This window comes from Thermoflexibacter ruber, assembly GCF_900113045.1.
Lineage (GTDB): Bacteria > Bacteroidota > Bacteroidia > Cytophagales > Thermoflexibacteraceae > Thermoflexibacter > Thermoflexibacter ruber.
In genome coordinates this window covers 55,807-76,372 of the sequence record NZ_FONY01000021.1, presented here as the reverse complement: position 1 = coordinate 76,372, position 20,566 = coordinate 55,807, and the positions used below count along the sequence as shown (strand labels likewise).

Here is a 20,566-nt window from a genome sequence, read left to right as displayed (position 1 = left end):
TTTTGCAGAACCTGTCAAGTGTAATTATACAGTCAAAAATAACCAAAGTTTGTTTTTAAAACGAGTGAAATTTGCTTTTAATTTGAAAATTCTATCCAATCCATTGAGCAATAATGCTTTGCTTCCTTTTCTGCATGAGAAAAAGTAAGATATAAGTCTTGCTTTCCACGGCTCGTATAGGTAATAGGCACAGTAAACTCCTCCCAATTGTCTCTTTTTTCTTTATTAGGCACTTTCAGTTCGCCTATTATCTGCCCATTAGGTTTGCCCACCCTGATTTGCATAGTGTAGCCCTCTCCTGTACTTGCCATTCTCAAAGTTACTTTTTTGACTCCCTGCAAATCAATGTTTTTAAACATAATCCATGAGCCATCTTTGAGTTGGTGAACAAATTGGTAGCTGGGGGCATGGACATTTTGTTTTTGAACTTTATTGGCTTGGTCGTAGAGTTCTGCCTCTAACTTTGGAGCTTGCCAAGTCCAAGTTTTTTGTGAGGTAAGTTTTTTGGTTTTGGCTGTACCTTTGTCTGTATAAGTAATTGACAGAGTATATTTCCCTTTTTCATTGATTTGGTGCTGATTCAACTTTAGAGTGCCTTCTTTCGGTATATTTTCTTGTTTTCTGCCTAAGTCTAAAATATAGCTGACTATAGCACGAAGTTCATTTTCAGGCAAATCTGGAAAGGCTGACATATTCTGTTCCCCCCAGTTCCCGTTTCCGCCTTTGCGAATTTTATTGATGAGCATTTGCATTGTTTTCTCATCATGAGCATATCGCTTGGCAACTTCTGCGAAGGCAGGTCCTACGGACTTTTTGTCTATGGCATGGCAGGATTTGCAAGTATTTTTTTCTATTAAACTCAATCCATCTTTGGCATTTCCTTGCAAGGCATTGATTGCCTGATAGTCAAAATTAATTTTTAAGTTTTCTAATTGTATTTCTTTGTCCTCTTTATCAGTAACTTGCACTTGGTAAGGAATTTCCTCTTTTCCAAAATAAAAACTTTGGTTTCCTTGCAAGTTTACTGAAATCTGTGGTGGAGAGTTCCCCGCAACAATCTCGATACTCTGCTTGTGGCTTTTTCCTTCTTTGTCTGTAACCTTCAATTTGACTTGGTAAATCCCCTCTTCTTTGAAAGTATAAGTAGCTTTTTCACTTTGGGCAAAACTTTGTTCTCCCACAAACCATTCGTAAGTAAGCGCATCGTCTTTGTCGTAATCCACAGAGTTTCTTCCTGAAAACTGCACAGTAAGTGGCACATTACCAACAGTTTTATCTGCTTCTACCCTTGCTACAGGAGAGCGATTCCCGTGGGCATATTCTATCCGCACTAAGCGCGCATCAGGATTGTTAGAGTACCAAGTTTGTCCATATTCCAAGAGGTACATTGTTCCGTCTTTTCCCATTGCCATATCTATTACATGGTCAAATTTGATAGTAGGCAAAAAAGGTTCTGCTTTTTTAATCTGTTTTTTTTCGTCTAAGGTCAAAGCGATTATCCAATCTCGCATCCACTCGTAGATAAATACCTTACCATCATAGTATTTTGGCAATTTGCGTGGGGAGTCTTCGTACTCATCAGCATAGTAAACTACTCCCGCCATAGCATTGCGTCCTCCCTTTCCTACAAAAGGAAACTCCTTAGACTCTCCGTAAGGATACCAAATCCAAGCAGGTTGGGCAGGAGGAAGCAAGGTATCTCCTGTATTGTTAGGCGAATAATTGACAGGGCGAAAGGGGTTATAACTTTCTCCAATTTGCTGATTTTCAAAATTATACTTTTTGTATGCCTTGTTATCTCCCACAAAATAAGGCCAGCCAAAAAAACCTGCTTTATCGGTACGATTTACCTCATCGTAGCCTTGCGGTCCTTGCAAACCGTCTTTGCCCGAGTCAGGTCCAATATCTCCCCAATACAAAAAGCCATTTTTGCTATCTATGCTAAATCTGAATGGATTGCGACAGCCCATGACATAAATCTCTGGTCTGCCTTTTTTACTTCCCTTGGGAAAAAGATTTCCTGCGGGAATGGTGTATGTCCCGTCTGGCATAGGTCTAATTCTAAGTATTTTACCTCTCAGGTCGTTGGTATTAGCGGACGAGCCTTGTGCATCAAAAGGACTGCGATTGGGTCTTTCATCGGTAGGGCTATACCCATCTGATTCAAAGGAACTTGTGTTATCGCCTGTGGAAAGATAGAGCAAGCCATTTTTGTCAAAAGCAAGTGAACCCGCCGCATGGCAGCAAGACTGACGCTGAACGGGAACTTCTAAAATAACTTTTTCTGAACTCAAGAGCAAGCTGTCTTGCTCTACCATGAGAAACCTCGACAAACGATTGCGTGGGATAGTATCATTAGGGGAATAATAAATATACACCCAACCATTTCTGTCGAACTGAGGGTCAAGGGCTATTCCCAACATTCCGTCATTGAAGCGGGAAAAAACATTGAACTCTGCAATAGTTTTTACTTTATCTATTTGAGGGTCGTAGAGTTTGACCTTACCTTTTCTCTCTAAAAAAATTACTTTCCCACTCCGCATCACTGCCAATTCCATAGGTTCGGAAAGGCTATCTGCTAAGACGATTTTAGAAAATCTGCTCTCGTCGGGAAGCCAATTTTCCTTTGTCGTTTTTTTGTAAAAGAATAAAAAAGCACTTGTCAATATAACAGTAAAAAAGCTAAGATAAGGAAGTAATTTTTTCATTTTCAATTTATTAAAAGATATTGAAGTTTATCCTTCTTTTGCAATCTCTATTCCGCTTGTTATTGTATTTGAGTCAGTCAGGTAAGTGAAAGACTTGGCAAAAGCAGACTTTAAAAAGACTAATTTCTTACATAAATTCAAAAATAAACAGAAAACATAAAAATTTCAATAGCTAATTTTTTACTCATCTGATTTTCTCAAAAAATTATATAAATTGGGAAAGAGCAATTTTTTATTGTAAATTTGTATTTAGCAATAGTAATAATCAAGAAATTTCACTTCTTTGAGAAATGAAATTTTTATATACTTTCAAAAATTATAGTGTCATTATCATGACAGACAAAGAAAAATTAGAGCGCCTAAAAAAAATCAAAGTTTTAATAGAAAATGTAATGCAATTAGCACTAATTGATGAAAAAGCAACTCCTGATGATATGAAAAGATACATCTCTCAGTTAGAAAAGGTAGAAGATGAAATCAGAGCGTTGGAAAATAAGCTAAAGAAATAATTTAAGTTGAATAGGAACACTCTTATTTTCACCATAAAAATTTAAAGAAATGGAAATTAACATTGAGAATATAGAAGAATTGGTAAATAATGCCGTAGAATATGGCATTAGCTCCAAAGAGGCAGGTATGCTCTCTATTCAACTCAAACAAGCCAATGAACAAACCAAAGAGGTTTTTCATCAAGCGTTGAATACTAAGTTTGAGCAAATTAGTGAGGAAATAAACAAACTTACTTCTCTTGTAAATGCTTAAAAAACTGCTTTATTGGCAAAATGCTTGTCAGTATGACAATAACAGTAAAAAAGCCAAGATAAGGAAGTAATTTTTTCATTTTCACTATACTATCCAATTAATCGTTTTCTATAAAAGATTGAGCTACTTTTGCCGTATTTACAGGGTCTTCTTCCATAGGCACATGCCCTAAACCCTTGAAAACTACCAAAGTATCATTAGTTAATGCGCCTTGGAACTTATAAGCATTTTCCACAGGAATAAGTTTATCCGCATCGCCCCACATAATAAGCACAGGCATTGGCAGGGTGTTTAACAATTGGACGCGAGAAGGAGAGGGTTTAGTATTCATTCTGTCTATGAATGCCTTTCTGTTGCCCTCATGCAGACTTAACTCAAAATATCTATCTATCAGGCTATCTGACACTTTGCTTTTATCTCCATACACATTGAGCAAACTTTTTTCTATAATCATGCGAGGGGTTATAAACTTAAATAAGTGATTGATAATAGGCAAGTTGGCTAAAGAAAATGCTAAAGGTTTCTCGCTATTTTGAGATGGGAAACCTGAGGCATCTACTAATATTAACTTTTTTACTATGGTAGGGTGTCGGAGAGCATAGTTCCAAGCAATTGCACCGCCTAAGGAGTTTCCTGCTAAAACACATTTTTCTACATACATTTTCTGCAAAAATTCGTGTAAAAAATCTATATAGAAATCCATAGAGTAATCACCTGCTGGGTTCGCCCCTGTCAGACCGTATGCAGGTAAGTCTAAGCGAATAATGCGGTGCTTTTTCCCGATATTTTCTACCCACCCGTCCCAAGTATGCAGACTTGCGCCTGTGCCATGCAATAGAACCAAAGGAAGCGAATCGCAACTACCTACTTCATCTCTAAAATGAACCTCCATGCCTTTTATGCTGATAAAACGTGAAGGCGGAGAAGCATATTTCTCCCTTAAAATCGTCTTAGGTATATCGCTGTGCCAATGCCATGTGGCTAAACCTAAAATCACTAAGACAAGTAAAGCAAATATCCAAAGAATATACTGAAATGCTTTTTTTATCATCAGTGTAAAAACTTTACGTATGCTCAAATGGTCAAATTTACTACTTCATCAATATTTCTAACAAAAGTATCATAACTTACAAGTTCTGCTTTGGGCAAAATTTCGGTTGCGTACTTTTTAGTGATAGCTTTTGCGTTTCTCATCGTTTCTAAAATAAGTGGGTGCTTGTCTGCCAGAAGTACCTGATTGATTTCCGAAATATCCTCTTTAAAAAGCAAATTGAAAGGGAAAAGATAATATTGGGGTGCTTGTGGAGTTCCCGTTAAGTAGAGTAAAACAGGTACGGATTTCCCAGAAGAAGCAATTTTAGCATATTCCTTTCGCACTTTGAGCAGACTTGCTTGCGGATTCTCAAAGCCTCCAAAAATCAGTGCTATTTTAGGTAGTTTTTCTCTTTCATTTTGGTGATTATCAATACTTTTATCTAATTCTGAAAATATTTTCCAGAGTTGGTGAGTATTTTTTCCTGTTTCTAAGCGGGCTTGCAAAGAAGCGCGAATCAAGTAGGTAATTGTTTGGGTCGGATTCAAGCCAATTTCAGCGAACTGCTTGAATACCAAAGAAGTAGGCGACATGCCGGGAATAGTATTGGGGTCGTGCAAAAATACTTGGCTATCCTCGGTCAAGAAGCCGTCTATGCGCGTACAAACTTTGAATTGGAGCTGTTTGAAAACTTCACAGCACTTGGCTTGCACCTCTAAAAGCTCGTCTAAACTTGCCTCCATAGGCAATCGCTTCCGACTTCCTCCTGCTTGGTACTTAGAGTTGAAGTCAAATATTTCGCCTACAATGATTTCCGTAGGGGGCAGGGCAATAGGATTTCCTTCCTCGTCTTGGATAACTCCACACGAAAACTCCTTGCCTTTGATGTAGTTTTCTATCAGCACTTGGGTTTCGCTTTCCGCAGAAATCATATACATTTCTTCATCTCCAAAACGAAAATGGAAATCTAAGCGTTCCTTGACCTCCTGCGGATGGTGGCAAAGATGACCATTTAGCTCATCTTCTACGCTTTCGCTCAATGCCAAAATTACAGGCATGCCTATTCCTTCATTGACATTAGTGAGTTTTTGCAAGTATTGGACTTTACTTTTTTCATCTAATTTAATCCATTCTTTTTTGCTAATAGAATGAATAAAAAGGCATTGGTTTACTGCCTTAACAAAAGCATGAAAATCATTTTCTCTGACGATGCTTACCCCAATAGACGAACCCTGATGCGGGGCTTTAATCACCAAAGGTAGCCCTATTTCACCAATGAGTTTTTGAAAAAGGGCTAACTTATCTGTCTTTTGCCAATGCAGTCGCGTCAGGGTGAGGCTTTTTTTCCCTTGATGTAAAGTTAGTTCAATTAGCTGATTTTGAGCTATTTTATCTATGCCTATCGCCGAACCCATCAGCCCAGAGTTAGTATAGGGGACATTATACCATTCCAATAAACCTTGAATCGCCCCATCTTCTAACTGAGGCCCATGCATGGCAATAAAAGCGATGTCAAAGTAATTTTTAAACTCTTGTGGTTCTATTTTTTTGCCTATCGCACCTATCATTTCATTGATGTCTGTACCTTCGGTAGCAATGACAGACTCTACGTAAACGCTGTAAGTCCTGTCTTGTACCATAGCAGGAGGAGGAAAAAACTCTCTAATTTCATTTTTATAAAGATATTGATTATCAATGAGGATAAAGTTACCTAAGCTATCTACGAAGATAGGCACAGGAGTAAAAAGTGATTTGTCTATATTTTCAAAAACAGTTTTCCCACCAGCAAAGGAAATTTCTCGCTCGCGTGGCTGCCCACCAAAGAAGATACCTATTTTCATACGTAAAGATGTAAGATTATTTTTCAACAAAGATAAAATTCATACCAGATTATTGAGCGTTTTGGTAGCTTTTTCGCAGTTTCAGAGAAACAGACGTAAGTATGACAAAAGCTAAAAAACCTATTTCTATTCCATAACTGCCTAACAAAGAGCCTGTTTCAATAATATCAAAAAATCTGAAAAAAGAAAGCAAAATGCCAATAAAAAATAAATAGGCACCTGTTACAAAAAATTTATTTTCCTGCTCTCCTTTCAAAGTTTCATAAATCCCTATGATAAAAGTTTTGCATACACACAGTATTGCCGTGATAATAGTCAGCGCATTGACTTCAAAAGTTGGGTAAATAAAGGTAATAATAAGAAATAATATACTTAATAATAAATTGATTTTTAGGATTTTAGAAACTATTTTTTGATGACTGATGCTAAAGAAACGCAAGCCAAAAGCAATAAGTAGCATACTAAACAAGTTAATAGCGATAGGGAAAGCCCTATTTTCCCACCAGTGATTGCCTACCCAAAAATAGATATAACTAAACCCGTTCATGCGAATCAGCATGAGAGTTCCTATAAGTATCAAGCAAAGAAAGAGCAAATACAAAAAGTTTTTCTTTGTATGCCACCATTCTATAAGATTGAACCCGAACAAGGCGATGAGCAAGCCATAAAATATGCCAAAAGCGACCTGCTCACTCATGGTATATTTGATGAAAACATTGCTTTCATAAAGAATGGGATACACTATCATCAAGTCCGAAGTAGTGATTTTGAGAAAATAGGTGTGTTGTGCATTGGTCCCATTCTGAATATCAAATAAAAAAGTCCGATGTTCAAACATTCGCTTGCGTACAGGATAGTGCCCTCCTGTAACCTGCCCTTGCCATTGTCCGTTTTGGAAGTGATAAAACTCAATTTGGTCTAATAAAGGAGATTTGATTTCTAAAAGAAATTTTTTAGTAGAGTCAGGATATTGTGTACGCACATCTAACCTAAGCCAAATCACTTTTGTAGGGATAGGTAGGGAAGAATTGGTAAAGGTGAAATTCAGAATAGCATTTTTATATACAAGAGTATCGAATTGTTTTTTGACAATTTCTTCAATTGATAGTTTTTCTCCTTCTTTTTCTATATAATAGGTCATATATTTGCCTACTCTTTCCCGCTCAAAATCATCAGAAATAACTACAGGCGTGTAATGTGCCATAGTAAACAAGGGGAATAGGCTAAAAGCAAGAAAAAATAGTAAGTTTTTTAGTTCAAAATGTAGAAATCCCATTATATTGAGTTTATTTTGCAAGGTGAAGTTAGAAAAAAAAAATGCAAATACACAAAGACCATTTAAAACTTCATTTTATTGTTATGCTCAATAGTTTCTTACCTCTAATTTTAGATAAGATTAAATTAGAATACGAAATTATTGTTTTTTACAGAATGTTTGCTGCATTCATGATTTTAGGGGCATATCTTTACATTCGGAAAGAAAAGTTTATTCAGCCCACCAAAGAAGTAATTATATTGCTTCTCAGTGGGTTGTTGGTAGCTGCTTATTGGAGTTTCCTCTTGCTTTCGGTCAAAGTAGGCAATGTTTCGGTGGCTCTGGTGGGCATGGCTACGACCTCTCTATGGATAAGTTTTATAGAGCCAGCCTTTTTTAATACCAAAACCAAACCTTTCCAAAGCCTTATAGGTATCAATGCAATTATTGCGGTGTATGTCATTTTCCAATCCGATTTTGAGTACAGTCGCGGACTACTTTTTGGCATCATCGGCTCTTTTTTCAGTGCCTTACTTACGATTATCTCCTCCCAACTCAGCAAAAAGTACAAACCTATGGTGGTTACTTTCTACCAAATGTTGGGCGGTTGGATAGGCATGACGGTCTTTTTACTTATCTATGCTAACTTTATTCATGTAGAAAAACTGCAAATGAAACCTTCTTGGAGCGATGTAGGGCTGATTTTGGGCTTGGCTTTTGTTTTTTCTATTTATGCGTATAGTATTTTCATAGAAATTATCAAAACACTAAGTGCCTTTACCGTTTCTTTGGTCAATAACCTAACTCCCGTCTATGGGATTATTTTTGCCTTGATTCTCACCGAAGATGGCAAAACTATGACCAACGGCTTTATCGCAGGGACGTTAATGCTTTTGTTTTCCGTATTCTCGTATCCTATTCTAATTTATTATTTGAATAAGTATCAGATGCAGAAGGAAAAAAATAAAAATTGAGAATATTTTAATTTTGATTGATACACTTCAAAATACCATTTTTAAAATTGTTCACCATATTTTCATTATTGTAGATGGTGCGTGCTTTCTCACAACCCTGTATCAATTTTTCTAATTTAGACTTATCTTTTAGTACTTCTACTACTCCATTTACATAAGCCTCTATGTTATTTTCGGTAATAACCCCGTTTTCATTATTCACTAAATATTCTATTTCTGGGCTATGGTAAGGATAAGTAGTAGTGAACATAGGAGTTTTGGTAGCAAAGCAATCTAAAATAGCCAAACCTACTAAACCGGGCATTAAAAATATAGAAGACATTTTAAAATAGGGGATTCGCTCTGCCCCAAATTTAGCACCCAAATAGTGTAACCATGAGCGAGTAACTTGAGCCTCTTTTACTTTGAAAGCATCTTTGCCAGAACCCAATACAATCAAATGAAAGTCAGGTATTTGCTTTTTTATTTTATCACAGGCTTCTATCAAAAAATCAATCCTCTTTTCTTCATAGATTCCCCCGCAATAAATGCCAATATTCTCAGAATCAATCCCTAACTGACTTTTAAGTTCTTCTACTTGGCTTTGAGGCAGAGCATCATATTCTTTACTCAGCGTCACGGTATCAATAGCATTTTGTACTACTGTAATTTTGTTCTTGTCAAAACCTTTATCAACGATGTACTGCTTTACGCCTTCAGTATAGGGAAACCACCAGTCACAAGCCGTGATAAGTTTATTTTTGAATCGGTTTGCCAAACTTTTCTCATCGATTTGCATATTACGCCCATGCCCCCACTGAGCCAATTTAAACTTAGCAAAATACCGATAAAAAATAAGTATATAATTGACTATAAGCTTATTTGCTTGTTCTACTATCACCAAATCTTTATCTTTGACATACTTCAAATACGGTTGCCAAATAAAATCTATTCCTGCAATCTTGATAATTTTATGCTGCACATAAGTAGCCCAAGGCAAATCTACCTCATCTTTCTTTGCCGCATTACCGTCTATAGATTTCCCGTAAATCAAAGATAGTTCTACTCCTTCCTCAGCAAGGCTTTCTCGCAATTTATTGTAAAAATCGACTCTGTACTGAGGCAAAAAACGATAGAAGATAGCTACTTTTTTCATTTGTTTTATTTTTTTATAACTTTTCAAGAGTTGCTACAAATATAGCATACCTTCGGTGTTTTGTAGTAGTAAATTACCCCAGAGGAGCAGATTTTTGTAATACAATGTATTTATCTCTAATATAGAGTACATTATTGTATAATGATGGTATTGTTGTTTACTGATTATTGGCATCAAAGTTATATGATAAAAATGTAAACCAATAAAATTTATTACATTTTATATTATCCTTAACTCTCTATTAAAAGAAAATTGCCTTTACGATTTGCTTTTAAATAATTTTTTAAATTAAATTTGAGGTCAAAGCATGAATTAAGAAAACTTTTAAATCTTTTGCTGCCTTAATTATGAACCTTATTGAGAAACTTATCACTGAGTTTGACCAACAACTACATAATGCGATTCAAATTGGCGAAAATATCAAAGTTTCTCGCCCTGCGGACGAGATTAGGAATATCGTCATTTCTGGTCTGGGAGGTTCAGGTATTGGGGGGAGTATTACCAAGTCTCTTGTTTTCAATGATTTAGAGATTCCCATTGAGGTAGTAAAAAGTTATGAAATTCCTAAATACGTAGATAAACATACCTTGCTTATAGCCTCTTCCTACTCAGGAAATACAGAGGAAACTTTGGCGGCAGTAGCTCTGGCAGGAGTAAGGGGGGCTAAAATTGCTTGTGTAACTACGGGAGGCAAACTGTACAGCATTGCTCTTTCTAAAGGATATGATATTGCCAAAATGCCCCAAGAAGAACCCTGCCCAAGAGCTTATTTAGGCTACTCACTCATACAGCAACTTTATCTACTTATTCATTATCAACTCATTAGCAATAATTATAGGCATCAACTCAAAGCAGCCTATACCCTCATCAATCAGCAAAAGGAAAGTATCAAACAAATGGCAGAGGATATTGCAGAACAGTTGCATGACCGACTCCCAATTATTTATACTGACAATAACTTGACTCCGCTTGCGATTCGTTTTCAACAGCAAATCAACGAGAATGCCAAACAGTTTTGTCATGTCAATCTATTCCCTGAGATGAATCACAACGAGTTGGTAGGCTGGGTACACCCTCAAAAAATTTTACAAAACTCATCTGTTGTTTTGGTCAATTCTACCTTTAACAACCCTCGTGTGAACTTACGCATGAAAATCTGTAAAGAAATTTTTGCCAAACTAACTGATACCATTCTGGAAATAGATTTGGAGGGTAACTCTTTGGTAGAGCAAACCTTTTACTTTATACATCTTACGGACTGGGTTTCCTATTATATGGCACTCAAAAATGATGTCGACCCGTACCAAATAGATGTCATAGACTTTTTAAAAGCAGAATTAGCAAAAATTTAATTAAAGGAAAAGTGTCAATTTGTATCTTTTCTTATCGTTTTTACATTATGTTTGCAAAAACAATATTTCTACTGTAATATTGGCGAGAAAAACTAAATCATTGACTTTAAATTGGACTAAAATTTTTTATAATTGCACCTTTAAAAAAGTTAAAATATGAGAAAGACTACAATAATTACATGGGCGTTAGTTCCTGTCATCGTTATTTTAGGATATTTGCTTTACGCAGGTATCAAAAAAAATATAGACACAGCAGAAAATATTAAAAAGACAGAGGCAAAGGTAATAGAACGCCTAAAAGAAATTAGAGAAGTTCAAAAATGGTTTCTTTTGAGCAATGGCCGCTATTGCGGCAGTTGGGATAGTCTTACTAACTTCATCAAAAATGGGACTATCTATATAGTAGAGAAAAAGGAAACGATTATTCAAAGACCAGCCAATCAGTCGCACTTGGGGGATAGCGTAAGAGTAACCTACGATACGCTTGGCAGAGAAAATGTGCAAAAATATCTCTTCCCCGCTGATAAATACCCAAGTTTCAACCCTGATAATATTTCCAGAGTACCTACCTGCGATATAGAAGATTTTGAGAAGCCCGCTTCTTGCAAGGACTGTCAGTTTCTTTTGTATGCAGGTAAACTGAAGAAAGGAAATGTATTAGTTGATGTATTGGAAGTCATAGACCCTTGCCCGGTAGATATTGCAAGAAAAGAAAGCAATGCTAACAGAAAGCGAAAGTTCTTACGCTTTGGAAGCAGAGAGGAAGTTACCACTACGGGTAATTGGGAAGATTAATCTTTTTTAATTTTGTAATTAACAGTTTGTGGTTTATTGTTTATTAGAACTGTAAACCACAAGCTACCAAGCATAAACTGATAAACCACAAATTGATTGATTGGAAATAACAAGCACACATTATCACCTCGTCAAGCACATCAAAGATGATAAATTCAGCATAGATGAAATTTACAAGTATGCCATTTGTTTCAAAGTTTCAGCTAAGCAGTTTATCATTGCTGTTTTTGATACTTCTACCCGTCGCTGTTTAGCCTATGAGAAATATGAAATAAGCGAGAACGTAGAACTGATACAGGCTTTAGAACAGATATACAAAGACCATGCTTTTATTTCCGCAGGATATTGGAAAAAACTAATCCTCATTAGTACGCTACCTGCTTTTTGCTATGTTCCTGAAGAATTTTTTAGTAAAGAAAATGCAATAGATTTCCTACGCCTCAATGTAAATTTCTCTGTGAATACCTCAGAGGTATATCATTTCTTGCACACACAACAAAGAGTAGTTGGTATTTTTGCTATTGAGCAAAAGCTATGGAGGTGGGTAAAGGGAAAATACCCCTATCAAGAGGTAAGTTGCATACATGAAAACAGTGCTTTCTTGCAGGGTGTACTCTCAGAGCCTAACGAGTTAGAAGCAAGAAACCTGCACGCATTAATAAGTGAGAAAAAACTGACTTTACTTTCATTTAAGCAGGGCAACTTACACTTTTTAAATACTTTTCCCGTGTTTTCTACCAAAGATTTTGTCTATTATTCCTTGCTTGTTATTGAAAAGTTAGACCTACTTCCTTCTGATATTTCTGTTGTATTGTATGGTGATGTATCCGAAAAAGATGCGATTCCCCAAGAAATTCGCAAGTATGTCAAACAGGTAGATTTTGGGAAAAAACCTAAGTTTATACAGATAGGATTCAAATTTGATGAAGTACCTCTACATTCTATTTTTGACTTACTTAGTGTAGGTACTTGGCTGAGCTAACACATAGTAAATATTAAGAACAAGATGAAAAAAATTGCATTATTCCCCGGCTCGTTTGACCCTTTTACTAAAGGACATGAAGACATTGTACTAAGAGGAAGGCAGATAGTTGATGAAGTTGTGATAGGCATAGGGCATAACAGCCAAAAGCAAAGATATTTTCCTATAGAAACGATGATTCACTGCATCAAAGAGGCTTTCAAAGAGTATGACAATGTGCGAGTAGAAAGCTTTGTAGGGCTGACGGCAGGTTTTGCAAAGAAGTTGGGAGCAAAGTACTTGCTGCGTGGACTTCGCAATACTACTGACTTTGAGTATGAAAATAGCATTGCCCAAATCAACAAAAACATATACCCAGAATTAGAAACTATTTTACTTATTACCTCACCTGAACTTGCTTATATTAGTTCTACCATAGTCAGAGATATTCACCGATACGGTCAAAATGTGGAGAAATACCTACCTTATAAGCTACCTACGTGATTTTCTGAAATTTATAAAAAAAAATATCTGTCAAAACTTTTGCATATAAAAAATACAGTTTTAACTTTGCAATATCAAATGGATTGATTTATAGTGTATTAACCATTTTTTTTAACTTAAATTACTAAGAACGTGACAAAGGCAGATATTATCGCTCAGATAGCTGAAAAAACAGGCATCAGCAAAGAAGATGTTTCAACAACAGTTGAAGCGTTCTTCAAGGTAGTGAAAAGCAACATGGTAGAAGGTGAAAACATCTATGTTAGGGGCTTTGGTAGCTTCATCAATAAGAAACGCGCAAAGAAAGTAGGTAGAAATATATCTAAAAATCAGCGAATTGAGATAGCTGAACACTTTATTCCTGCTTTCAAACCTTCTAAATCTTTTGTAGAAGAAGTAAAGAAAAGCGACAGAGTAAAACTTGCTAACAAATAGTAGTAGGTTGTACTTGCATATTTAGCAAAACATTATAAGGGAATATCGCATCACCTTATAATGTTTTTTGCGATTAAATTAGATTAATCTTTGGCAATTTGCTCTGCCAGTTTCCCTATTTGCTTATCTATTTCCCACATGCCCTGTCCCTGCTCGGTAATGATGTCAAAAAGTTCTAAAATCCTACGAGCCACGTTTTCTTCTTCTCTCTGCTCGCTTACATACCACTGCAAGAAAGTAAAAGTAGCAAAGTCTTTCACACCGAAGCAGTAATCAGTGAGGTTGTTAATCGCCCTGCTTACAGCAATTTCATGCTCCAATACATGCTCAAAAAGTTCTCTCAAAGAATTATATTCGTATTTTAGATTGGTAATCTCAGGAGCAAGGGCATGTCCACCCGCTTCGTTGATGTACCTAATTAACTTCATCATGTGTTTTTTCTCTTCCTCAAAGTGGTCATAGAGGAACTTTGCAGAGCCAAGATAGCCTCTGGTTTCACACCAAGACGCCATAGAGAGATAGTAAAAAGCAGAAAGCCCTTCCATGCGGACTTGCTTGTTGAGTTTGCTTTCAGTTTCACTTAAAAGTGAAGTCTTTTTTGTAATGATAGTTTCCATGTGTATTTGAAATTTTTTAGTCTAAGCCAAAATTAAAATTGGTTAAATAAAAATTAAACTTTTAACCAATCTCATATCTATACAAAGAAAACTTTTAAATTGTTCATGGAAAGGATAATTTGTAATCAGTCAAAATAAAAATAGCTATTTATGTACTCTTGGAATCCATTTTACTTCTTCTACGTTGAGTTCTTGCGCCATTTTGCGCGATAGGACAAACAAGTAATCAGAAAGACGATTGAGGTATTTGATAATCAAATCATCTACTTCTACTTCACGACTGAGTGCAACGCAAATCCGCTCTGCCCTACGACATACTGTACGCGCTACGTGGCAAAAAGAAACTGACTCATGTCCACCCGGCAGGACAAAATGACGCAGTTCAGGAAGAGCAGCATCCATTTTATCCATTTCTTTTTCCAAGAGTTCTACATCAGTTTCGTATAAATCAGGAATTTTTTTGCGGTCTTTATTAGGCTCGGTAGCCAAAGAAGCCCCAATAGTAAAAAGTCGGTCTTGTATTTCTTTTAAAATATCTTTTCTTAGCTCATTTACTGCTTGGTCGCGTAGCAAACCTATGTAGGCGTTGAGTTCATCTACTGTACCATAGCTATCTATACGCATATCATTTTTGCGGACTCGCGTCCCATATACCAAAGAAGTATCTCCTTTATCGCCTGTTTTTGTGTAAATCTTCATGATTTTGTTTAAAGTTCTTTATTAAATTGTGGTAATTTTGGTTCAAAGATAATTCAATTTTCATAAAAAGGTTTCATCTAACATGACTACACCAACAACTATTCAGGCGGGCGAAGTATTCAAGCATACTTTTTCTTTTTCCCAAGAACAGGTCAATTTATTTATGCAAGTTTCTGGGGACGACAACCCTTTGCACTGGGATACTGAGTTTGCATCTAAAACTATGTTCAAAAAACCCATTATTCACGGCTTTTTAGGGGGAAGTATTTTTTCTAAAATCTTAGGTACAATCTTTCCCGGTGCAGGTTCTATTTATTTGCGTCAAGAAATGAAATTTTTAAGACCTATGTTTGTAGATACAGTCTATGAAGCCGTAGTGACGGTAAAAGAAATAGATACTCAAAAGCACAAAGGCATTTTGCAGACTCAAGTCGTAGACAAAACTACAGGCAAAATGACCATAGACGGAACTGCGGAAATACTCAACGAACAGAGATTTTAATAGCTGGGTATCCAATAAAAGTGCAAATTCTTTGAAACTTTTACAAGCAACCCACTACGAACTGTGCTATCTCATTCAAAGGTAGTACTTGGCTTACTCCACCTTCTTCTATGGCAGCCTTTGGCATACCAAAAACGATGCTTGTTTTTTCATCTTGGGCAATAGTAAACGCTCCTGCTTGGTGCATAGCTACTAAACCTTTTGCGCCGTCTTTGCCCATGCCTGTTAGCAAAATGCCAATCGCTTTATGTTGGCAAACTGTGGCAGTGGAGAGCATTAGACAGTCTATCGAGGGGTAATTGTGTTGCGGAAATTGCTCATGTGTCAAAGTAATACTCAGTTTTTCAGTAGGGAGATTTTTTTTGATTTCTGTATTAGCATGACACGGGGCAATATATACTATCCCTGCTTCCAAATATTCGTTTTCATTAGCTACTTTTACATGGAGGGAAACTAACTTATCTAATCTTTGGGCAAAGGAATGAACAAACTTTTCTGGAATATGCTGAGCAATGAGTATGGGCAAAGGAAAATTGTTAGGAAGGTTGAGCAAGATATGCTCTACTGCGCCTGTCCCCCCCGTAGATGCCCCCACAACAACTATTTCATAGACAGTACGACTATCAAAAGTATGAGGGTGGTTATTCGTACTTTTTAAAGAATGGATAAGTTTAGTAGAAGGTACTTGAGCAGCAATTTTGACTTTTTCTATGAGTAGATGCTCTATTTCTCTGATTTTTGACTGAAGTATGCCTCTGGGTTTATTGACAAAACTTACTGCCCCGGCATTTAAGGCTTCTACAACCACCTCAGGGTGTACATTGCCTTCGGAACTCAGAATAATGATGGGGGTAGGAATTTCTTGCATGATTTTTTTTACAGCATACAGCCCGTCGTAATCTTGCATGACTATATCCAATACTATCACATCGGGTTTGAGCATCAAAGTTTTTTGATAGGCTTCCTGACCGTCTTTGGCTGTATCTACTATAATTATTTGACTATCCTGCTGCAAAATATCACTAACTATCAGACGCATAAAGCTCGAGTCGTCCACTACCAATACCCGAATCAACTTAGGACTTTCAGCTACCATCATTATTCCTATCAAATTTTAGGATAACTTTTTGACTGCTTCTAAAAGCTGCTCTGAGGAGAATGGCTTGACTATATAGCTCTCCGCCCCGAGTTTCAATCCTTCTTCTATAACAGACTGCTGACCTACGGCACTAATCATCAGTATCTTAGATGCCAGACCTTCTTCTTTCAAAGTTCTTAAGATGTCTAACCCCAACATATCAGGCAAGATATTATCTAAGGTAATAATGTCAGGCTGGAGTTCCAAAGCCATGTCTATAGCGGATTCTCCATTGGCCGCTTGCCCAATGATTTCATAACCTGCCTCGCTTAGGGCATCTTTGATAATAGTGCGCATGTATAATGAATCATCTACTATCAGGACTTTTTTACTCATGTTGAATGTTTTTATTAGGTTTTAAAAATTAGTTAAAGTTGAGTTTACTTCTTCCTTCAATATAATTTTGTTCAAATCTATTACAATGATTAGTCTTTGTGTATTTTCCTTTGATTGTAACCTTACGATGAACTGGATATAGTTTTTCTCTTCCTCTGTTTGATAGATAAGTGAAGGTTGTATCATATCTGTTTCTAATACATTGAGCGTCTGAGGCAGTTCTTCTACGAGCAGTCCCATTTTTTTTTCTTCATCTGCAATCACTAAGGTAAAGTTCAACTTTTTAGGAGTAGATTCCTGTCCTTGTTTTTTCAACTCAAATCGCTCTACCAAGTCTATCATTGCTAAAATCTCTCCCCGAATGTTAGCTACTCCCTTGATATACGGAGGCGTAAGAGGGACAGGAGTAAGCGCAGGGGTAATGACCACTTCCTTAATCTGGTCTATAAATAAGGCATATTCCTGACCTTCTAACTTAAAAACGATAAGTTGATGTTTTTTTACGTGATTGATTTCTTTTTTTTTGGAGATACTGCTCATAGGAGATTAAGTTTTATAAGGCTGTGGAGCAAATTTTAACTTTTGCACCTGCTATTATAAGGATTTGTCTTTAAATTTCAATTAGATAACTTACAATTTTTTATTTTTATCCTACCTTTGCAAGTGATTTATTTAAAAATTGCTATCAATTATGCTTTCTGTAAATCACTTACTTGGAATCAAAGACCTTACATTAAAGGACATAGAACTTATTTTGGAAACGGCAAGTACCTTCAAGGAAGTCATCAATCGTCCTATCAAAAAAGTTCCTTCACTTCGCGATATGACGATTGCCAATGTTTTTTTTGAGAATTCCACCCGTACTCGCCTTTCTTTTGAGTTGGCAGAGAAACGCCTTTCTGCTGATGTCATTAATTTTTCTGCTTCGGGTAGTTCCGTGAAAAAAGGGGAAACGCTCTTGGATACTGTTAATAATATTTTGGCGATGAAAGTAGATATGATAGTCATGCGGCACGCCAGCCCCGGTGCCCCTCATTTCTTAGCAAAGCACATTCAAGCTAACATCATCAATGCAGGCGATGGCACACACGAACACCCTACACAAGCCCTGTTAGATGCTTTCTCTATGCGCGAAAAATTAGGAGAAATCAGAGGGAAAAAAATAGCGATTATAGGTGATATTTCACATTCAAGAGTGGCTCTTTCCAATATTTTTGCTTTACAAAAATTAGGCGCAGAGGTAATGGTCTGCGGACCCAGTACACTCATTCCCAAATACATGAAAGATTTAGGAGTTAAAGTAGAGCATCAAGTATTGCGTGCTTTGCAGTGGTGCGATGTAGCCAATGTACTCCGAATCCAATTAGAGCGTCAGCAAGCACAGAATTTCCCTTCTTTGAGAGAGTATGCTCTTTACTATGGCATCAATAAAACTTTATTAGAGAAGTTGGATAGAGAAATCGTTATTATGCACCCCGGTCCGATTAATAGGGGAGTAGAAATAACCAGCGATGTGGCGGATTCATCTCATTCTATTATTCTCCAACAAGTAGAAAACGGAGTAGCAGTACGTATGGCTGTACTGTATCTTTTAGCACAAAAAAGCAAACCTTTTGACTAATAAAGTCAATACTTGCTTATTCTATGTATTTTACCTCTGCTTTGAAGTTTCCTGTAAAGTTACAGTCTTGCAAAGCCAAGTCCATAATTCCTGTACCAAAAAAAGTATAATGCTTTTTTGTCCAAGAGCCATCTAATCTTTCTAAGGAGAGTACGATAGCCACTTTTGTCCCCTTAGGCGAATACACATAGCCCGTCTCCAGCCTTACTCCCTTACAGTCTGGATTTTCTATCTGCTCATAAATTCTAAATTGAGGCGTCTGGTCAGAGGCTTCATGCTGTTGCCTTACTGCCTCTTCGGTAGGGAATCTGCTCTCTTTATCATCTGTATATTTAGCAAAGCCATAATGATTCCCTGTATATTGACAACTCCTTGCATCTATCTTAAAATAACCAAAACTTTTAGTCAAATACTTTTTTACCGCCCAACTACCGTCCTCTAATTGTAAATACAAAGCTATCTCCACCTCCTTACCCAAGGGAGAGAAAACATACCCTATTTCAAAATTACTCCCTCTGCCTTGACACTCAGCAGGTTTTGTCCATGTCGTAATTTTAAATCCCGGTTTGTCTGACTGAGCCAAAGCCCCAAAAAGAAAATACAAACTTGCCCACAAAAGCATAAAAAAACTGCGTACCATATTTTTTCCTTAGTGCTTTTTGCCGTATTGCTAAATTTTATAGAATTTTACAAAGTAATCATAGAAGAGGTAAAGCCTATTTTTCAAGTTAAATATTTATAATCAAGTATAAAATTAAAAAGTATGATAGTAGTTACGGGGGCAGCTGGTTTTATCGGAAGTTGTTTGCTTAGCCAACTGAACAAAATTGGTCGCAAAGACATCGTGATAGTAGATGATTTTTCTAATGAAATAAAAAACAAAAATTTAGCCAATAAACAATTCATGGCAAAAGTAGAGAGGTTTTCTTTGTTTGATTGGCTCAAAGAAAATCATAAAAACATTGATTTTATTTTTCATATAGGTGCGCGTACTGATACTACTGAGTTTGATTATCAGATTTTTGAACAACTAAATATAAATTATTCTAAGCAGATTTGGCAGTTTTGTGCAGATAAACAAACTCCTTTGGTCTATGCTTCTTCTGCTGCCACTTATGGCATAGGAGAACAGGGCTACGACGACGATGAGAGTAAAATTCACTTACTAAAACCCTTGAATCCCTACGGCGAGTCTAAAAATGAGTTTGATAAGTGGGTATTAGCACAAAAACAAACGCCTCCACGCTGGTACGGGTTAAAGTTTTTCAACGTTTACGGTCCTAACGAGTACCACAAAGGGCGAATGGCATCAGTAATTTTTCATGCTTTCAATCAAATCAGCCAAACTAAGTCTATGAAACTTTTCCGTTCCCATCACCCCGATTACAAAGACGGAGAACAATTACGGGATTTCATCTACGTCAAAGATGTAGTGAGCGTATGCCTCTTTTTCTTGGAGAATGCGGTGAGTTCAGGAATTTATAACTTGGGGACAGGAAAGGCTCGTACCTTTTTGGATTTAGCTCGCAATACCTTTAAAGCATTAAAGGTAGAAGAGAATATAAATTTCGTAGATACGCCTTTGGATATTCGCGACAAATATCAATATTTTACTCAAGCCAATATGAGTAAACTCCAAAAAGCAGGCTATACAAAACCCTTCTATTCGCTGGAGGAGGGAATTTCAGATTACGTGCAAAATTATTTATCAGCCAATCAATATTTTTAAATACAATATTCTTAAACTTGTGCCATATAAATATAAAAAATGTACTTTTGGAATAAAATTTGTTACTATTTTTAGCATACATTGAGAGTAGCACATTTCATTTTTATTGTTTCAAAAGTTTAAATTCTTTAATATTTTAAATCCTTTTGATACCAACCTTAATAAAATA

The 20,566-nt window shown here is 36.5% G+C and carries 22 protein-coding genes; 11 read left to right on the top strand and 11 right to left on the bottom strand.

Translation table 11 applies throughout. The features are described 5' to 3' along the window. Positions 1-77: 77 nt before the first annotated feature. Complete coding sequence (locus BM141_RS12610) at positions 78-2,708, bottom strand: PQQ-dependent sugar dehydrogenase (protein ID WP_091545916.1); 2,631 nt, start codon at positions 2,706-2,708, stop codon at positions 78-80. A gap of 332 nt (positions 2,709-3,040) precedes the next feature. Between BM141_RS12610 and BM141_RS22955 the strand changes: the two genes are divergently transcribed. Next, a complete protein-coding gene (locus tag BM141_RS22955; protein WP_177217369.1) occupies positions 3,041-3,217 on the top strand; it encodes a hypothetical protein in 177 nt (58 codons plus the stop codon). Between the two features lie 49 nt (positions 3,218-3,266). Beyond that, complete coding sequence (locus BM141_RS12600) at positions 3,267-3,470, top strand: hypothetical protein (protein WP_091545910.1); 204 nt, start codon at positions 3,267-3,269, stop codon at positions 3,468-3,470. 97 nt (positions 3,471-3,567) lie between these two features. Here BM141_RS12600 and BM141_RS12595 read toward each other — a convergent pair whose 3' ends face one another. From BM141_RS12595 to BM141_RS12585, 3 genes are read right to left on the bottom strand one after another with little or no spacing between them, the layout of a single operon-like run. After that, positions 3,568-4,521, bottom strand: coding sequence for an alpha/beta hydrolase (locus BM141_RS12595; RefSeq protein ID WP_143090916.1), 954 nt, complete (start codon positions 4,519-4,521; stop codon positions 3,568-3,570). 23 nt (positions 4,522-4,544) lie between these two features. After that, entirely contained in the window at positions 4,545-6,344 is a 1,800-nt protein-coding gene (locus BM141_RS12590; RefSeq protein ID WP_091545906.1) for a D-alanine--D-alanine ligase family protein, read from the bottom strand. Positions 6,345-6,393: 49 nt separating this feature from the next. Next, positions 6,394-7,620, bottom strand: coding sequence for a 7TMR-DISM family protein (locus tag BM141_RS12585; RefSeq protein WP_091545904.1), 1,227 nt, complete (start codon positions 7,618-7,620; stop codon positions 6,394-6,396). A 41-nt stretch (positions 7,621-7,661) separates the two neighbouring features. Here BM141_RS12585 and BM141_RS12580 point away from each other — a divergent pair, with 41 nt between their 5' ends. Next, positions 7,662-8,573 (top strand): DMT family transporter, encoded by a 912-nt coding sequence (locus BM141_RS12580; protein WP_091545902.1) that lies wholly within the window; start codon positions 7,662-7,664, stop codon positions 8,571-8,573. A gap of 7 nt (positions 8,574-8,580) precedes the next feature. Here BM141_RS12580 and BM141_RS12575 read toward each other — a convergent pair whose 3' ends face one another. After that, positions 8,581-9,708 (bottom strand): glycosyltransferase family 4 protein, encoded by a 1,128-nt coding sequence (locus tag BM141_RS12575; RefSeq protein WP_091545899.1) that lies wholly within the window; start codon positions 9,706-9,708, stop codon positions 8,581-8,583. Positions 9,709-10,055: 347 nt separating this feature from the next. On the opposite strand from BM141_RS12575, the gene BM141_RS12570 reads away from it, so the two are divergent. The 5 genes from BM141_RS12570 (at position 10,056) to BM141_RS12550 (ending at position 13,755) form a co-directional block, all read left to right on the top strand. Next, on the top strand, positions 10,056-11,060 hold the full coding sequence (locus tag BM141_RS12570; protein ID WP_091545896.1) for a bifunctional phosphoglucose/phosphomannose isomerase: 1,005 nt from the start codon (positions 10,056-10,058) through the stop codon (positions 11,058-11,060). Between the two features lie 156 nt (positions 11,061-11,216). Then, positions 11,217-11,855 carry a hypothetical protein gene (locus BM141_RS12565; protein ID WP_091545895.1) on the top strand — a complete coding sequence of 213 codons (639 nt, stop codon included), beginning with the start codon at positions 11,217-11,219 and terminating at the stop codon, positions 11,853-11,855. 100 nt (positions 11,856-11,955) lie between these two features. Beyond that, a complete protein-coding gene (locus BM141_RS12560) occupies positions 11,956-12,837 on the top strand; it encodes a DUF3822 family protein (RefSeq protein WP_091545891.1) in 882 nt (293 codons plus the stop codon). A gap of 24 nt (positions 12,838-12,861) precedes the next feature. Further along, positions 12,862-13,320, top strand: a complete 459-nt coding sequence (gene coaD, locus BM141_RS12555; RefSeq protein ID WP_091545889.1) for a pantetheine-phosphate adenylyltransferase — start codon at positions 12,862-12,864, stop codon at positions 13,318-13,320. 132 nt (positions 13,321-13,452) lie between these two features. Next, on the top strand, positions 13,453-13,755 hold the full coding sequence (locus tag BM141_RS12550; protein WP_091545886.1) for an HU family DNA-binding protein: 303 nt from the start codon (positions 13,453-13,455) through the stop codon (positions 13,753-13,755). An 83-nt stretch (positions 13,756-13,838) separates the two neighbouring features. On the opposite strand, the gene BM141_RS12545 is transcribed toward BM141_RS12550, so the two are convergent. Beyond that, positions 13,839-14,372: a ferritin gene (locus BM141_RS12545; RefSeq protein ID WP_091545885.1), complete on the bottom strand. Its 534-nt coding sequence runs from the start codon at positions 14,370-14,372 to the stop codon at positions 13,839-13,841. A gap of 144 nt (positions 14,373-14,516) precedes the next feature. Then, the gene (locus BM141_RS12540) at positions 14,517-15,071 is read right to left on the bottom strand and encodes a cob(I)yrinic acid a,c-diamide adenosyltransferase (RefSeq protein WP_091545882.1); all 555 of its coding nucleotides are present in this window, start codon (positions 15,069-15,071) and stop codon (positions 14,517-14,519) included. Positions 15,072-15,153: 82 nt separating this feature from the next. Between BM141_RS12540 and BM141_RS12535 the strand changes: the two genes are divergently transcribed. Continuing rightward, positions 15,154-15,573 (top strand): MaoC family dehydratase, encoded by a 420-nt coding sequence (locus tag BM141_RS12535; RefSeq protein WP_091545879.1) that lies wholly within the window; start codon positions 15,154-15,156, stop codon positions 15,571-15,573. A 40-nt stretch (positions 15,574-15,613) separates the two neighbouring features. Here BM141_RS12535 and cheB read toward each other — a convergent pair whose 3' ends face one another. Genes cheB through BM141_RS12520 form a run of 3 tightly spaced genes read right to left on the bottom strand, consistent with a single transcriptional unit; the run spans position 15,614 to position 17,587 of the window. Continuing rightward, positions 15,614-16,672, bottom strand: a complete 1,059-nt coding sequence (gene cheB / locus BM141_RS12530; protein WP_091545877.1) for a chemotaxis-specific protein-glutamate methyltransferase CheB — start codon at positions 16,670-16,672, stop codon at positions 15,614-15,616. A 15-nt stretch (positions 16,673-16,687) separates the two neighbouring features. Next, on the bottom strand, positions 16,688-17,047 hold the full coding sequence (locus BM141_RS12525; protein WP_091545874.1) for a response regulator: 360 nt from the start codon (positions 17,045-17,047) through the stop codon (positions 16,688-16,690). Between the two features lie 21 nt (positions 17,048-17,068). After that, complete coding sequence (locus tag BM141_RS12520; protein WP_091545872.1) at positions 17,069-17,587, bottom strand: chemotaxis protein CheW; 519 nt, start codon at positions 17,585-17,587, stop codon at positions 17,069-17,071. A 151-nt stretch (positions 17,588-17,738) separates the two neighbouring features. On the opposite strand from BM141_RS12520, the gene BM141_RS12515 reads away from it, so the two are divergent. Next, the gene (locus BM141_RS12515; protein WP_091545869.1) at positions 17,739-18,668 is read left to right on the top strand and encodes an aspartate carbamoyltransferase catalytic subunit; all 930 of its coding nucleotides are present in this window, start codon (positions 17,739-17,741) and stop codon (positions 18,666-18,668) included. Between the two features lie 16 nt (positions 18,669-18,684). On the opposite strand, the gene BM141_RS12510 is transcribed toward BM141_RS12515, so the two are convergent. Beyond that, positions 18,685-19,308, bottom strand: coding sequence for a hypothetical protein (locus BM141_RS12510; RefSeq protein WP_091545865.1), 624 nt, complete (start codon positions 19,306-19,308; stop codon positions 18,685-18,687). A gap of 123 nt (positions 19,309-19,431) precedes the next feature. Between BM141_RS12510 and rfaD the strand changes: the two genes are divergently transcribed. After that, a complete protein-coding gene (gene rfaD / locus BM141_RS12505) occupies positions 19,432-20,397 on the top strand; it encodes an ADP-glyceromanno-heptose 6-epimerase (protein WP_091545862.1) in 966 nt (321 codons plus the stop codon). The last annotated feature ends 169 nt before the right edge of the window (positions 20,398-20,566 follow it).

Bases quoted from the DNA above. Each gene is read 5' to 3' on its own strand.
- BM141_RS12610 (WP_091545916.1), bottom strand. From the start codon at position 2,708: ATGAAAAAATTACTTCCTTATCTTAGCTTTTTTACTGTTATATTGACA.
- BM141_RS22955 (WP_177217369.1), top strand. From the start codon at position 3,041: ATGACAGACAAAGAAAAATTAGAGCGCCTAAAAAAAATCAAAGTTTTA.
- BM141_RS12600 (WP_091545910.1), top strand. From the start codon at position 3,267: ATGGAAATTAACATTGAGAATATAGAAGAATTGGTAAATAATGCCGTA.
- BM141_RS12595 (WP_143090916.1), bottom strand. From the start codon at position 4,521: ATGATAAAAAAAGCATTTCAGTATATTCTTTGGATATTTGCTTTACTT.
- BM141_RS12590 (WP_091545906.1), bottom strand. From the start codon at position 6,344: ATGAAAATAGGTATCTTCTTTGGTGGGCAGCCACGCGAGCGAGAAATT.
- BM141_RS12585 (WP_091545904.1), bottom strand. From the start codon at position 7,620: ATGGGATTTCTACATTTTGAACTAAAAAACTTACTATTTTTTCTTGCT.
- BM141_RS12580 (WP_091545902.1), top strand. From the start codon at position 7,662: ATGCAAATACACAAAGACCATTTAAAACTTCATTTTATTGTTATGCTC.
- BM141_RS12575 (WP_091545899.1), bottom strand. From the start codon at position 9,708: ATGAAAAAAGTAGCTATCTTCTATCGTTTTTTGCCTCAGTACAGAGTC.
- BM141_RS12570 (WP_091545896.1), top strand. From the start codon at position 10,056: ATGAACCTTATTGAGAAACTTATCACTGAGTTTGACCAACAACTACAT.
- BM141_RS12565 (WP_091545895.1), top strand. From the start codon at position 11,217: ATGAGAAAGACTACAATAATTACATGGGCGTTAGTTCCTGTCATCGTT.
- coaD (WP_091545889.1), top strand. From the start codon at position 12,862: ATGAAAAAAATTGCATTATTCCCCGGCTCGTTTGACCCTTTTACTAAA.
- BM141_RS12545 (WP_091545885.1), bottom strand. From the start codon at position 14,372: ATGGAAACTATCATTACAAAAAAGACTTCACTTTTAAGTGAAACTGAA.
- BM141_RS12540 (WP_091545882.1), bottom strand. From the start codon at position 15,071: ATGAAGATTTACACAAAAACAGGCGATAAAGGAGATACTTCTTTGGTA.
- BM141_RS12535 (WP_091545879.1), top strand. From the start codon at position 15,154: ATGACTACACCAACAACTATTCAGGCGGGCGAAGTATTCAAGCATACT.
- cheB (WP_091545877.1), bottom strand. From the start codon at position 16,672: ATGATGGTAGCTGAAAGTCCTAAGTTGATTCGGGTATTGGTAGTGGAC.
- BM141_RS12525 (WP_091545874.1), bottom strand. From the start codon at position 17,047: ATGAGTAAAAAAGTCCTGATAGTAGATGATTCATTATACATGCGCACT.
- BM141_RS12520 (WP_091545872.1), bottom strand. From the start codon at position 17,587: ATGAGCAGTATCTCCAAAAAAAAAGAAATCAATCACGTAAAAAAACAT.
- BM141_RS12515 (WP_091545869.1), top strand. From the start codon at position 17,739: ATGCTTTCTGTAAATCACTTACTTGGAATCAAAGACCTTACATTAAAG.
- BM141_RS12510 (WP_091545865.1), bottom strand. From the start codon at position 19,308: ATGGTACGCAGTTTTTTTATGCTTTTGTGGGCAAGTTTGTATTTTCTT.
- rfaD (WP_091545862.1), top strand. From the start codon at position 19,432: ATGATAGTAGTTACGGGGGCAGCTGGTTTTATCGGAAGTTGTTTGCTT.